The 12,514-nt window shown below is 58.7% G+C and carries 11 protein-coding genes; 4 read left to right on the forward strand and 7 right to left on the reverse strand.

The features are described from left to right. Positions 1-174 precede the first annotated feature (174 nt). The 3 genes from mblB to HCN50_RS20050 are packed head-to-tail and all read left to right on the forward strand — an operon-like array spanning position 175 to position 4,749. Entirely contained in the window at positions 175-1,335 is a 1,161-nt protein-coding gene (mblB, locus tag HCN50_RS20040; RefSeq protein WP_171711372.1) for an anti-phage 6A-MBL system MBL-fold protein, read from the forward strand. Beyond that, positions 1,332-3,572, forward strand: a complete 2,241-nt coding sequence (gene cap2-3, locus HCN50_RS20045; protein ID WP_171711373.1) for an anti-phage 6A-MBL system cap2_3 protein — start codon at positions 1,332-1,334, stop codon at positions 3,570-3,572. Before mblB ends, cap2-3 begins: the two co-directional genes overlap by 4 nt. Continuing rightward, the gene (locus HCN50_RS20050) at positions 3,550-4,749 is read left to right on the forward strand and encodes a patatin-like phospholipase family protein (RefSeq protein ID WP_171711374.1); all 1,200 of its coding nucleotides are present in this window, start codon (positions 3,550-3,552) and stop codon (positions 4,747-4,749) included. The genes cap2-3 and HCN50_RS20050 overlap by 23 nt, the downstream gene beginning before the upstream one ends. Before the next feature lie 175 nt (positions 4,750-4,924). Here the strand turns inward: HCN50_RS20050 and HCN50_RS20055 are convergent, their stop codons facing one another. The 3 genes from HCN50_RS20055 to HCN50_RS20065 all read right to left on the reverse strand — a co-directional run bounded on the left by HCN50_RS20055 (position 4,925) and on the right by HCN50_RS20065 (position 8,651). Further along, the gene (locus HCN50_RS20055; protein WP_171711375.1) at positions 4,925-5,863 is read right to left on the reverse strand and encodes an SMP-30/gluconolactonase/LRE family protein; all 939 of its coding nucleotides are present in this window, start codon (positions 5,861-5,863) and stop codon (positions 4,925-4,927) included. Further along, the gene (locus tag HCN50_RS20060; RefSeq protein WP_171711376.1) at positions 5,823-7,895 is read right to left on the reverse strand and encodes a PQQ-dependent sugar dehydrogenase; all 2,073 of its coding nucleotides are present in this window, start codon (positions 7,893-7,895) and stop codon (positions 5,823-5,825) included. Before HCN50_RS20060 ends, HCN50_RS20055 begins: the two co-directional genes overlap by 41 nt. 432 nt (positions 7,896-8,327) lie before the next feature. Next, the gene (locus HCN50_RS20065; RefSeq protein ID WP_311968079.1) at positions 8,328-8,651 is read right to left on the reverse strand and encodes a helix-turn-helix domain-containing protein; all 324 of its coding nucleotides are present in this window, start codon (positions 8,649-8,651) and stop codon (positions 8,328-8,330) included. A gap of 29 nt (positions 8,652-8,680) precedes the next feature. On the opposite strand from HCN50_RS20065, the gene HCN50_RS20070 reads away from it, so the two are divergent. Then, the gene (locus tag HCN50_RS20070; protein ID WP_171711377.1) at positions 8,681-9,082 is read left to right on the forward strand and encodes a hypothetical protein; all 402 of its coding nucleotides are present in this window, start codon (positions 8,681-8,683) and stop codon (positions 9,080-9,082) included. Positions 9,083-9,206: 124 nt separating this feature from the next. Here HCN50_RS20070 and HCN50_RS20075 read toward each other — a convergent pair whose 3' ends face one another. The 4 genes from HCN50_RS20075 to trbF all read right to left on the reverse strand — a co-directional run bounded on the left by HCN50_RS20075 (position 9,207) and on the right by trbF (position 12,512). After that, on the reverse strand, positions 9,207-9,509 hold the full coding sequence (locus HCN50_RS20075; protein WP_171711378.1) for a DUF2274 domain-containing protein: 303 nt from the start codon (positions 9,507-9,509) through the stop codon (positions 9,207-9,209). Between the two features lie 5 nt (positions 9,510-9,514). Beyond that, positions 9,515-10,705, reverse strand: a complete 1,191-nt coding sequence (locus HCN50_RS33695; RefSeq protein WP_235977062.1) for a TraB/TrbI/VirB10 family type IV secretion system protein — start codon at positions 10,703-10,705, stop codon at positions 9,515-9,517. Positions 10,706-10,785: 80 nt separating this feature from the next. Then, entirely contained in the window at positions 10,786-11,811 is a 1,026-nt protein-coding gene (trbG, locus tag HCN50_RS20085) for a P-type conjugative transfer protein TrbG (RefSeq protein WP_171711380.1), read from the reverse strand. Then, positions 11,808-12,512, reverse strand: coding sequence for a conjugal transfer protein TrbF (gene trbF, locus HCN50_RS20090; protein WP_171711381.1), 705 nt, complete (start codon positions 12,510-12,512; stop codon positions 11,808-11,810). Before trbF ends, trbG begins: the two co-directional genes overlap by 4 nt. Positions 12,513-12,514: the final 2 nt, after the last annotated feature.

The following is a 12,514-nucleotide window of genomic DNA, read 5'->3' on the forward strand; positions in this document are numbered from 1 at the left end:
ATCCTGAGCTCAACCCTAGATTCGTTCTTTAAGCATTACTCGCTTCGCTTGTATACCCGAATCACCCTATAGTGTTTGACTGGCTCGACGCATCGCCATCGAGAGGGGTGGCCTTTTGGGCGACCAACTCAGGTGAAAATTATGATGTAAGGCCTGACCGGCCGAGGAGGCGTGATGTTCGCAGATGTAAAGGGACCGTCCTTCATTTTCTGGCCTGTCGGCTGCGGCGACAGTACGACCGTTGTCATCAGCGAAACCGAAGTCATGCAAATCGATCTGAACGACAAGGTGATGGCCGAGGAAGACGACAACGAGCACATTCCGCTGGTGGATGAGCTCGTGGCCAAGCTGCCGCAACGGAATGGCAAGCCCTACCTGTCCTGTTTTGTGCTGACACATCCTGACCAGGACCACTGCCGCGGCTTCGAGGATCTGTTGAAGCGCGTTGTGATCGGCGAGTTGTGGCACAGCCCGCATATCTTCCGCGAGTACGAGGACGAGAAGGTACTGTGCAAGGATGCCGAAGTGTTTCGCGAAGAAGCGCGGCGCCGTGCCACGAAGACCATCAATGCTGGTGGCGACCCTGGCGCGGGAAACCGCGTACGAGTTATCGGCTATAGCTCCCTATTTCAGCCTGGCGAGCGCTACCATAACTTGCCTGAGCAGTTCCGCACCCGTCCGGGTTCCGAGATCACATGTCTTGACGGCGCGGCCGTTGGCGACCGATTTCATGCCTTCATTCACGGGCCGTTCAAGGAGGGCGAAGCCGACGCCCGCAACGAGACCAGCGTGGCGATGCGTGTGATCATCGGCTCACAGAATCATCCGATGTACGGGCTCTTCCTTGGTGACGTCTCCTACCCGACCCTAATGCAGATCTTCGCGCAGACGCACGCTCACAACAATGATGCTATGTTGAATTGGAACGTGCTCCTTTCGCCGCACCACTGCTCGAAGAAGGTCATGTACGAAGACAACGTCCTTCAGCAGGACGCCATGGACGAGTTGCAGGGGCCCCAGCTCGATATCGGCTATATCGTCGCAAGCTCGCCGGAGTTTCCGGCATCGAATTCCTCTGGCGATAACCCGCCCCACGTTAAGGCGAGGAACCGCTATGAGGAGATCGTCAACACGGCGTTCCTATGCACCGGCGAATACAGCACGCCGGAGAATTTGCGTCCGATTATCTTCAGCGTGAATGAAAACGGCGTATTCCTCGACGATGACGACTACGAGGTCTCCGATGGCGCGCGCAAGACATTGGCTGCCGCTGTCGCCGCAGCCCGCGGACGCGCGGCTCCTCCAACCGCCAAAGTAGGTTTCGGGCGCGAATGAAATCCGACGGACAAGCTTGGGCGCTAGAGCAACTTTCCGAAATCGTCCAAGCTTCCTTCGGTTCGCTCGAGGTTCTCGACACCGTCGAGCCAACCGAAGACGGAGAAGCCGTACTCGTTTCCCTTTCAGTGGACTGTTCCGGATACCCACGAAAGCCCGGTGGGATTCCCTTCAGGTCGCGCGAACGCCTACTTCTCAAGCTTCCCGCCAATTTTCCCCTAGAGTTGCCGCGCCTAGACTTCGCGCACAAGCGTTACGGCGACTTCTCGCACGTGCAATGGGGCAGCTACATTTGCCTCTATCAGGCGCCCGACAGCGAGTGGCAGCCGGAAGACGGCCTCTTCGGGTACATGCAGCGCGTCGACGATTGGCTTCGCGCTGCTGCCGCGGATGAACTGGATCCGGCTGGAATGCCGCTGCACCCACCCGTCACCTACGCGGTCAGCAGCCTGAAGATCGTCCCCACACAAGACACGCCGGTCCCCGAACCTCCGTTCTGGGCGGGATACGCAAAGGTCACGCGCGAAAATGAGAACCGTATCGAACTCGGAGAATGGGTTGAAAGCTCGGGTGCTATTCCGGATGGTCGTCTCGCCGCTGCTGTCCTTCTCCCGAACGGGATGCCGCACGAATATCCCAAGTCGGTCTCTGGGCTTCTTGACGAGTTGAATGCCCGGGGAGTTCCGATCCAGATCATTCGGCTGATGATTCAGCTAGGCGTGCTCAGGAGCGAAAGCGGCCAGCCGCTCATCTTCATCCTGGGCGCCGCGATGCGGGGAATCGCCGGAGGTCAACGTCTTCAACATTTGGCTGCTTGGCGCATCGATGCACAGCGCGTCGACGAAATGCGTGCAGCGATAAGGGCTGCTACCGACGACAATGCTAGTGACGTTGCTGAGTTCTACGATTGGGCCGTGAAGGCTAATATCGAATGGTGCAGCGTCTACGAGGATCGACCCGAAATCGTCACCAGACGAGACGCCGAAAGCGCTTCGGCCTGGTGGAAGGGCCGTCACGTCGTCCTTCTCGGTTGCGGGGCGATCGGTAGCGCGGTCGCGATGCTGCTTGCCCGGGCCGGCGTAGGCAAGTTGCAGCTCTACGACAAGGACTCGGTCAAGCCAGGTGTTCTTGTTAGACAGCTTTTCGACAGATATCAAATCGGCGCCAACAAGGCGAAGGCAACCGCCCAGAACGTCCGATACGCTAATCCGGCCGTCGAGGCTCTCTCATCACCTGCGGATATCGTCAGATTGCTGGAGGTCCCGGAGCGCCGCGCCGACATCCTGGCCGCTGACGTGATCATTAACGCTACCGCCTCGACAACGGTCGCGACGTCGCTCGAGAAACAGTTCAGGACTTGGCCGAAATTACATCCGCCGATCATTTCGATGGCTCTGGGACACAAAGCGGACCAGAGTTTGATGACCATGGCTTTCCAGGCTGTGCCGGGCATCACGCTGGACCTTGACCGTCGCGCCAAGGTCGCGCTGTCGAATCTTGCCAAGGGAAAGCACGTCCTTGACGAATTTTGGCCAGTGACTCCGGATCGAACACGCCTGTTTCAGCCAGAACCCGGCTGTTCCAGCCCGACATTCCGAGGGTCTGCCGCTGACGTGATGGCACTCACAGCCTTGATGACGAACGTCGCGAGCAGATGGCTGGCGTATCCCTCAATGGTTGTTGCGCGTGCCCGGTCCTTCGACCTGACGGGCCAGCGCACAGGTGGCCTCAACGAGTTCGAGTTCGAATGGCCCAGCGACATCATTCTTGTCGACGGCCGAAATAGTTACCAGATTCGCGTCACCCAGACGGCGCTCTCTGGAATGCGGGCATGGATGCGCAAGTCCGAGCGGGTCAACGGCCGGCGCGTAGAGACGGGCGGAATCTTGTTCGGCCACGTCGACGAATTCCTGAAGATTGTCTGGGTCGATGAAATCAGCGGACCGCCACCTGATAGCGTCCAATCCTCGACCGCGTTCGTCTGCGGGACGGCTGGTGTTTCTGAAGTGAATGCGGAAAAGACCAAGAGGACACGGAAATCCGTTGCCTTTGTCGGCATGTGGCACACGCATCCGGGAGGAATCCCGCTTCCCAGCGACACCGACTACAGTGCGATGACGAACCTGCTCACGAGTGACGAATTCCAAGCAAAGCGCTTCTTGATGATCATCATCGGGGCTGATTCATCCCGGCCCCTCATTTCGGGAACGGTCTTTGAGCGAGCCGATTACCAGTAGTCCGTTGCCGAGGCGACCGTTCATTGGCCTCGCCCTGTCCGGCGGCGGCTCACGAGCAATGGCGTTCCACCTCGGCTGTTTGCGCGCACTCCACGACAGAGGTCTTCTAGGGAAGGTGCGGGTTCTATCCACCGTGTCGGGAGGAAGCGTAATCGGCGCCTGCTACGCCTATAGCTCGGATGATTTTGTTACATTTGACAGAAAGCTCGTCGAGCTTCTCCGGAAAGGCATCCAGCGGATGATCCTGAGAGAGCTGCTGACCAGCGCACAAGGGGTGAAGATTCTCCTCACGCTGGTTGTTAGCGGACTGCCGTCCGCTATCCTCTGGTGCCTTTCATCAATCCTGTGCGTCTGTCGAACCCTTACCGGCGCTCCGACACGACGTATCGAGCGCGCGCTAGTCGCGTTTCGGCAGTCGCTGCCGGTTTGGGGAAGCCTCACGACGGCGTTCGAGCAGGCTCTCAAAAAGCTCTTTGGATCAAACACAGTGCTTGACGTTGCGCGTCCGGACCTGCACGTGGTCATCAACGCCTGTGACTTGAAGACCGGTACCGCATTCCGTTTTGGCTCGCAAAGGTCGGGAGCTTGGCGTTACGGGAAGGTTGTTGGACCGGCTCCAACCGTCGCGAAGGCGGTGGCGGCATCGGCCGCCTTCCCCATCATCCTGCCGCCGCTCATCGAGACTTTCCAATTTAGCAAAGCCGGCAATACGAAAGTCCAAACCGTTGTCCTAACCGATGGCGGGGTGTTCGATAATTTGGGAGTTTCTGTGCTGGAGCCTGGAAGAGACGGCGATATCACCGACACATATCCGGTGACGCATATTATCAGTCTCAACGCGGGGCCAGGCCAGCTCGACGGAGGCGATCATCCCTTCTGGTGTGTCGGCCGCGTCACAAAGTCCTTCGAAGCGGTGCACCGCAAATCGCAAGACCACGTCTACTCCAGACTACACCGTCATGTGGAAACCGGTGAGCTGGACGGCTTCGGAATGGTCTATCTCGGTCAACAGGATCACCGACTTCCGTACAAGCCGCCTGACCTGGTCACTCGCGACACAGTTCGCGACTATCCGACAGATTTTGCTCCTATCTCGGTGAAAGACCTCAGCCTGCTGACCATGAGAGGTGAGCAGCTGACCCACATCATTATCGATCGATATCTGCCACAGCTTTAGAAACACGACAGTTCAAGCTATGTGGGACAACACCGCTTCAATTTTGGTAGTGGCACCTCCCTAAACCCCGAAGCAACTAAAGCTGCGTGCGGCCGTTCAAGACTGATCGGATTTTGGTGGAAATCAATCTAGTCGCCAACTGATAAGCTTTTGCTCGAAACCTTATCAGTTACGTCTAACAATCAGTTCTTTGTAGACAGTGCTCGCGCCCTTCCCGGTCTGTGAGGAAGGATTCAATGAAGCCACCCTGTCGCTGCGTAACAAAGATCGTCCTGCCGTCTTTCCCGCCAAAGGCGAGATTTGATGGCTCTTTGCCTTTGAGTGCAATGTCTCTTTTGACTTTGCCGTTTGGGGTCAAAATTGCAATTGAACCCTTCAGGATACGGGCGATCAGTAGCTTTCCTTCGACGTCAGCACGTACCCCATCAATCGTATCGCGCTCGAAAGTCTTGACGAGCCTCGCATTGGTCAGCTCGCTGCCGGAAACGGCATAAGCCCAAATTTGGCCGCTCTCAGATTCTCCGACGTAGAGGGTCTTCTCGTCCGGGCTGAGGTCAATACCGTTCGTCGTGCCCATAGCGCGCGATGCTGCCATGACTTGCCCCCGTACCGCCCCGTCAGCAGCCTTCTCGATCCGCCAAATCTGCCCGCTGCGCCCCCTCCAGTTCGGATCGCTCGCATAGATCGTGCCGTCTCGCGCGATCGTCATGTCATTGGGCTGGTTCATCTGGTCAGAATGAAACCAGACCTCGGGCGTTGTACCGCCTTTCTTCACCGCGAAGATGTTGTGCTTCTTATAGTCGGCGATGAACATCGTACCGTCGCGGCCGAAGCGGATCGAATTCCCGACGCTGCCTTCGGGAAGGTCGATGAACTTTTCGGAAGCCCCGCTTCCGGGCGCGAGCCTACCGATCGTGCCCTGCCTGCCAAGATTAACGACATAGAGATTGCCGTCGAGATCGACGGCAGGCCCTTCGATGCCGGAAGTGTATTCGCCCGCAGGCGTGACCTGGACGCTTTCAAAAAGTCTCTGCTCGGCGTGCGCGGCTGCTGCAGTGAGGATCAGGACCGCGCTACAAAGGCACCAGAAGCTCTTGCCGGATATAGTAGCCATCAGCGTCGGTACACTCACCGTTGAGAAAGATGTCGGCCGGCCGGTAGAACTGGCTAAAGCCGGGCTTAGCTGCAGCGTTCTTTTGTGTCACTACGACGACCTTCGTCGTCGGGATTTCGCCACATTCTTTGTCGGTTTTGCTGAAGAATTTCCTCTGCACTGGGCCAGGCTTGATCCTCATTCTCGTCCCGGGAACCATTGTCCCGGCGAGATAATCGGCAAGGTTGAGAACCTGGGCGTAGCCCGGCTCTGTCTGCGGCAGCTTCTCGCCGCCCGGAGGCATGAGCTTCTCCGCTCCGAGGCCGCGAAGCCGGATGCGCAGTTTGCCGGAATCAGGGTCGCCGGGATAAATCCATCCATCCTGCGCGAGCATGAAGCGCAAGACAGTCTGATCCTTCTCCGCTTCCGGCTGTCCTTTCTTGAGACCAAAATCCGAATGACACCCGATGCAGTGCTTTTCGACGAGGTTGGTCCGGACTCCCGTCAGGCGGACCTTGTTCTTGGGATCGTTAGCGACGAAGCGCGCAAGCTCATCGATCTGCTCCGGCGTCCGTACACCACACGGCAGCGGATCGGAAGGATTGCTGGAGGTACGGTCGATACGGATCACGGACTTGTTCTTGTCCTCGGCGATCCAGATCGCGCCGTCGGCCGCGACGGTGATGCCGACCGGGGCGCCTTGTGGACGCACGCCATTCACCCTGTGCCAGCCGGATATTAGTTCCTCATAGGCCGCAGCCGGAGCATTTCCGGCGTCGGTCTGAAAGGCGCGGCTGGGCTCCGCACCGCAGCTCACCTGATAGCGGACGGGCGGCGGGCTTATCTTCGGAAAGCCGCGGCCGTCGACATCATAGATGAGAAGACGGCTTCCCGTCGGGCGGTACCCGTGCAGGCCGACGAGAAGCTTACCGTCAAGCTCCGGGAACTTGCCCCCGTGGTAGTACAGCATCCCGAGCGGCGCGCCGTGCGGTGGCAGCAAAGAGTAAGGCGGCTTGTAGACGGCCGTGTTATTGCAGAAGTTTTTGTACGGCCCAGACTGAAGCACCACCTTGAATTCAGGGCTTGCCGATGAAAGGTCATAGCAATATGGCCAGCCGTAATGCTTGCCCTTCTCGATTGCGTTGATCTCCTCATTCGGCTTGAAGATATCCGGCAGGTCCCGCGCGTTCTCGCCTTGGAGAAAGGCGTAACCCGCGTCGGGAAAGCGCGGATGGATGGCAAGCGCCATCGAATTGCGGAGACCGCGTGCATAAATCTCGCGCGGCGGATTGGGATCATTCGGCCTTAGCGCTGGAAAGACTCCGCCGGATGGTGGCGTGAACATCCAGATCGCGGCAAGCGGCGATACGCCTTCTCCCGCAGCGCACGGCTTGGTAATCGGCGGCTTCGTGATGCAGTCGTCGCTGTGCGAGCCGACATTGATGAATATGCGGCCCGTCCTATCGAAGATAAAATGCTTGAGCGAATGACTGCTCTCCTCAATCATGGTGCCGTCCGGAAGCGAGATCCGACGGCCCGGCAGACCCTGGATTATCGTCTCGATCGTGCTCCTCGGGTTTGCCGCGAGCGGATCGAGCCGGAATATCGTCTCATGGGTTGAGGCATAGACCTTCTTATCCGGCCCGATCGCAAGGCCGAACGGATATTCGAGGTTCGTGACGATTTCCTTGACCCGCCTGCCTTCGGCGGCGCGAGGGTCGAGCAGCAGTAGCCGGCCGTCTGAGCGATTCCACCCTCCCATGTCTGAGATCACGAACTGCTCGTGCCCAGGGATTTGCACGATGGAGCGTGGGAACCTTAGCCCGTCCTCATCGCTCAGAACCAGCCCGGCGCAGAATCCCTTCTTCATGTCGAGCTTGATCTTGGGAAAGGATAACCCACGGCCGCCACATTGCTCGGAGCCAATCGCGTAGCCACTCTTCCTTTCGGGTTCAGCCGGCCAAGCCGACGAACCGCAGAAAGCAGCGGCAGCAAGCGCAGCGATCGCTCGAATCCCCCGCCGGGGAGAACGGGCAAGACCAGCATGAGCCATGGCAATCTCCGAATTTGTCGCAGACCCGAGTCGCCACGCATCATACCATAACATGACCTCTGATACTCGCCCTCTAGAACTACAACCAAGCGTCTTTCTCTTCTTCGATCGGATCGATCGTCCCAAGTGTCGCCCGTTTCAGACTGATAAGCTTCTGTGGAAACCTATCTAGTCCAGTCGGACTTATCATCTTTCGTTAGTTTTCTGATTGGTCAGCCTGGCTTCTCTGCTGCACCCTAAATGAACGCCGTTGTGGTGAATGCCAACTATCTTGATGAAACCAGCGTTGTAGTTCCAAACAGAGCTAGCGTGACGTTTAGCATTGCTTCGAGATATGCGAACGGTCTGCATTACTCACGACTACAATGCCTCAGTCGTGCACAAATATCGAAGGCGCATAGCCCGGAACCTACGAGAAAACCATCCCGTAACCTACTCTTTACGCAAGAGCTTCCAAGGCTCAACGTCGAGTCCCTTTGCAATGCGAGCAATGTTGTCGATCGACACATTGCGCTCCGAACGCTCGACTCCGCTTAGATATGTACGGTTAATCCCACAATCGTGGGCGAGAGCCTCTTGGCTCAAGCCACGCGCAGCACGTAGCCGGCGCATATTTCTCGCCAGGATATCGCGCAGAGGGCCTTTGTGCGTCCGTTTCACCGCGCACATGGTGCGGATTGACGCTTTTAAGGCGACCGCTTTTAAGTTACATAATGCACCGAGACAGGGTATTTCCCCCGAAGATGCGACGTTCATTTGGGCAGATGAAGCACAGCGGAAGTACAGTGGAAGCGTTTTTGGAGGTTGCCGCCAAGGGTAGCGGCGCTACCGGTCCTATTTCCTATCGTGCTGGATATCGCTGCGTTGAAACGGGTGATGTTATTTGCGCAATTGAGCTACCTGCATCAATTGCTGAGTCGACAATCCTCGCGCATTCAGGCCTGGTGATTGTGACAACACCTGACGGACACATCGTATCAACAGTGAGGGGTGTCGAAGGTGGCGATTCGATCGTTGCCGAGCCGATTGATGCATTTATCGCTCGATCGCTCAATTCGGAGAATCTTCGTATGGAAGAAGCGACAGTCGCAGATCTAGAAATATTGTTGCAGCGCCTCAATTATTCGGCCAGCCTCGTCAGCGAGACGATTGGCCAAATGGCAAATAGTTCCAAAGGCCACTTCTAAGTCACAATTGAGATCTTCGGGTCCACTCCCCCCTTCCTAGGTGAACTCACGAGTCGCCTCCTCGCGCGCGCTAACAATGAGCGCCGCACCAAGACATGATACACGGGCGGAGTGATTTATCCGCCTAATCTTTGCTCGGGCTCTCCTCACCTTGATCTCGCCCCTTACGGGTCCGGCGATCCTCAAGAATTTGATGAGTGGCGTCCGCCGTATTCTTCACGCCGCCTGTTCGGCTGGCGCGTCTGAAATCCGCATCGCCATCTAGAAACGCCTCTAGCATGAACGGCACGAGATCGGTCACCTCCTCCCGTGTCCCGTAGGTTTCAGCGTAAAAATCGGCGTAGTCGCGAAGCCGCGCCGCGAGGGTCGGCGTTAGCGTGGTGCTGAGCTTGACCGGGGTGCGGTCGGGCAGTTTCGAAAGCTTCATCGGCACTATCTCGCCTTTGCCGATGTTTGAACGTCCCGATAGGGCTTCAGCACCAAATCCTTCGAAACAATCACCCGCAGCGGCCATCCGGGCCGCACCGTGATTGTCGGTTGCACGTCGAGCTCGCGCTCGACCAGGCGCTGGCCGGCGCGATTGGTCGTCTGCTGCGTGCTTTCCCGCAGCGCTTTCACGAGATCGCTCTCGTCGTTGCCGATCGACAGCTGGGTCCCGACCCCGATCAGGGTCGCCAGGGCCACGCCTTTAAGCAATTGCCAAGTATGGAAATCCACCTGGTCCTCGAGCCCGGCATAGCCTGCAACATCAGTCGCCGGAAGGTTCTCGATCACGATCGAATTGCCGTTGGGCAGGATGAGCCGGCTCCAGATGACCAGCGCCCGCTTCTGGCCAAAGGCGACGACACTATCGTACTTGCCCACGATCCTTGTCCCCTGCGGGATCAAGAGATGCTCGCCGGTTACCGTGTCGTAGACGTTCTCGGTGACCTGGCCGATGGTGGTGCCAGGCAAGTCCGAATTCAGCCCAGTGACGAGGCTCGCCGGAATAATCGACCCCGCCATCACGGTATAGGTGGATGGTGCCGGTTTGAGCGCATGGGGATTGGTGGTCTCCGTGTCGGCTTTCGCTCCCACGAAGGCCAGCTTTCGCGCCTGCGACGAGGGAATGATCTCGCTGGAGCGGTCGATCATTGCCTGCGCAGTCTTTGCGAGCTCCGCGGCAGATGGTCCTGTATCGGACGTTGGAGGCCGGAATGCCGATGGTGCAGCAGCCGTTGCCTCGGTAGTGCTTGTCTGCTTGCGCTTCTCCTGTTTTTCGGACAGGCGCACGAACAAGCCCGACTCCTTTGCCTGTTGAGCGACCCGTGTCTGGCGGATTCGCTCGGCTCGCTCGGCATCTTCCTCTGGGTTGGTGCGGAAGCCCGTGTCCGATGCCACGCCGGCCTTCTTCTCATTTTCGGCAAAAGCCCGGCCGATGTCCCCCGGGGATGGTGGTCCAAGTCTCGGGGTCGATGGAGGCAGGTCCTCGTAGGACTTTGGCAGCTTGCTCAAGCCCTCGGCGGTCTGCTTGCGGTCGGTATTGTAAAGCTCGGTCCGCTCCGACTGCTTGAAGGAGTGCGGTCGGAGCGCAATGAGTATCGCCCCGCCAATGAACAGCGCCGCGACGGCGCAGCCAATCATGAGGGCGCGCCTATTCAGGCGCCGAACGGGCCGCGGCCGCGCCCGTAGTTCCAGCGGCTCCGGATCCTGATCCAGGCTCGTCATGAGGCGCTCCCGGTGCTGAAGGCCTGTGACACGGGCCGCGCGTCGATCCGAATGATCCGAACAACGCGCTGAGGATTTTCGCCAAGGCGAAGCTCGGCGGCACCGAACATCCGATCGACGATGTAGTAGGAACCGCGGACCCGGTAGTTGACGAGGTTCGGCCGGCCATCAGCGCCGGCAACGAACAGAGGCGGCGCCTCCCCTTGCGATAGGCCGGACGGCATCTGGATGTAGACCTTGCGGCCGTCATCGAAGGCGCGCAGCGGACGCCACGGCGGATCGTCTCCCTCAATCCGATAGCGGAAGTTCAGGCTGTCGAGCCGCACGCCGCGATCGGCGATCCGCTCCTCGATTTCCTGGGCGACGACGTTCTGCTTGTGGAGGGCGACAAGCGTATCTGTGGGATAGGTCCAAGAGATTGACGCCATATACGTCTGTTTGGTCGAGACGAGCTCGAGGTGATAGGCACGCCGATCCGTCAGGACCACGAGATTGGTCTGGATATCCGGAAGCGTTGGCTTGACCAGGATGTGCACCCGCCGGGCGCTGCCCTGCCCGCTCGAAGTATCACCGACCACCCAGCGAACTGTATCGCCGGTCGAGACGTCGATCAGTTCCTCGCCCGGTTGCAGCGCGATGGTCGAAACCTTCTCTGGACTTGCATAGAGCCGGTAAAGAGCGCCTTCCGTCCAGGGGTAGACTTGGATGGCGTTGATATAGCCCGCGCGTGTCGGCTCCATCCGCGCCGCCTTGTTTGCCTTCGCGATCGCCTGCTCCGGCGGCAGCTTTTCTTCCTTGGCACCTTTCGTCGGAAGCGGCTTCAGCTGGCCAGGCAACGGCAGGACCTTGGGCGTTTCGACGACTTGCACCGGCGCTGGCGGGTCGGCGTCCGGAAGTGCCTTCTCAAAGGTCATCTCATCATAAGGCGCTTCGAGATTGAGCTTGGTGGCGCATCCGGCAAGCCCAAGCGATAAGGTGAGGACACTGGTCGACGCGAGCTTGGTGAGGGCTTTGGAATTCATTTGGCGTCTCCAATGAGGTCGCGCGACCAGTTGAGGGAATGGACGTAGAGGCCGAGAGGATTCGTCCGCAGCGTTTCGGCATCCGCGGGCGGCTTGAGAACGGTGGTGACAAGACCGGTGAAACGCTCAGTCTTTGCGATCGCGCCGTTCTCGTAAGTGTTCTCCTTCCAGCGGATCTCGAAGCTGTCGCCGGACGCACGCACCACCGAGATGACTTCGGTCGTCACCGTCTTGGACCCAATTTTTGTGAACGGGTCGGCTTCCCGCGCGTAGTCGTTCAGCGCCTGCGCGCCGCGGTCGGTAACGAAGTCGTAGGCGCGCAGCCAGTTCGCCCGGACAATGATCGGGTCGATCGACAACGAACGAACATTCTCGATGAGCCGCGCAAGAAAATGCGCGATCTGCGCGTCTGACGGCTGATAGGCTTCGAGTGCCGGCCCGACTGCTCGGACTTCGCCGAGCCGATCGACCTCGACCACATAGGGAACGACACCCGAGCGAGCGATCTGCGTAACGATCGCCAATCCAAGAACACTGGACAGGCCGATGGCTGCCAGCGCTGCCAGACGCCAGTTGCTCGCCTGAACACGGGCAGAGCCTAGCCGCTCGTCCCAGACCTGGGCTGCCTTCTGGTAGGGCGTGACCGGCTCTGGCGTCTCGCCATACCGAACGGACACGCGCTGAAAGGGATGACTTGCCATAT

The organism is Bradyrhizobium archetypum (genome assembly GCF_013114835.1).
In the GTDB taxonomy this organism is placed as follows: domain Bacteria; phylum Pseudomonadota; class Alphaproteobacteria; order Rhizobiales; family Xanthobacteraceae; genus Bradyrhizobium; species Bradyrhizobium archetypum.

Excerpts from the sequence above, each read along its gene's own strand:
- trbF (WP_171711381.1), bottom strand. The coding sequence starts at position 12,512 with ATGGCAAGTCATCCCTTTCAGCGCGTGTCCGTTCGGTATGGCGAGACG.
- HCN50_RS20065 (WP_311968079.1), bottom strand. The coding sequence starts at position 8,651 with ATGAACGTCGCATCTTCGGGGGAAATACCCTGTCTCGGTGCATTATGT.
- HCN50_RS20075 (WP_171711378.1), bottom strand. The coding sequence starts at position 9,509 with ATGAAGCTTTCGAAACTGCCCGACCGCACCCCGGTCAAGCTCAGCACC.
- HCN50_RS20055 (WP_171711375.1), bottom strand. The coding sequence starts at position 5,863 with ATGGCTACTATATCCGGCAAGAGCTTCTGGTGCCTTTGTAGCGCGGTC.
- trbG (WP_171711380.1), bottom strand. The coding sequence starts at position 11,811 with ATGAATTCCAAAGCCCTCACCAAGCTCGCGTCGACCAGTGTCCTCACC.
- mblB (WP_171711372.1), top strand. The coding sequence starts at position 175 with ATGTTCGCAGATGTAAAGGGACCGTCCTTCATTTTCTGGCCTGTCGGC.
- HCN50_RS33695 (WP_235977062.1), bottom strand. The coding sequence starts at position 10,705 with ATGATTGGCTGCGCCGTCGCGGCGCTGTTCATTGGCGGGGCGATACTC.
- cap2-3 (WP_171711373.1), top strand. The coding sequence starts at position 1,332 with ATGAAATCCGACGGACAAGCTTGGGCGCTAGAGCAACTTTCCGAAATC.
- HCN50_RS20060 (WP_171711376.1), bottom strand. The coding sequence starts at position 7,895 with ATGGCTCATGCTGGTCTTGCCCGTTCTCCCCGGCGGGGGATTCGAGCG.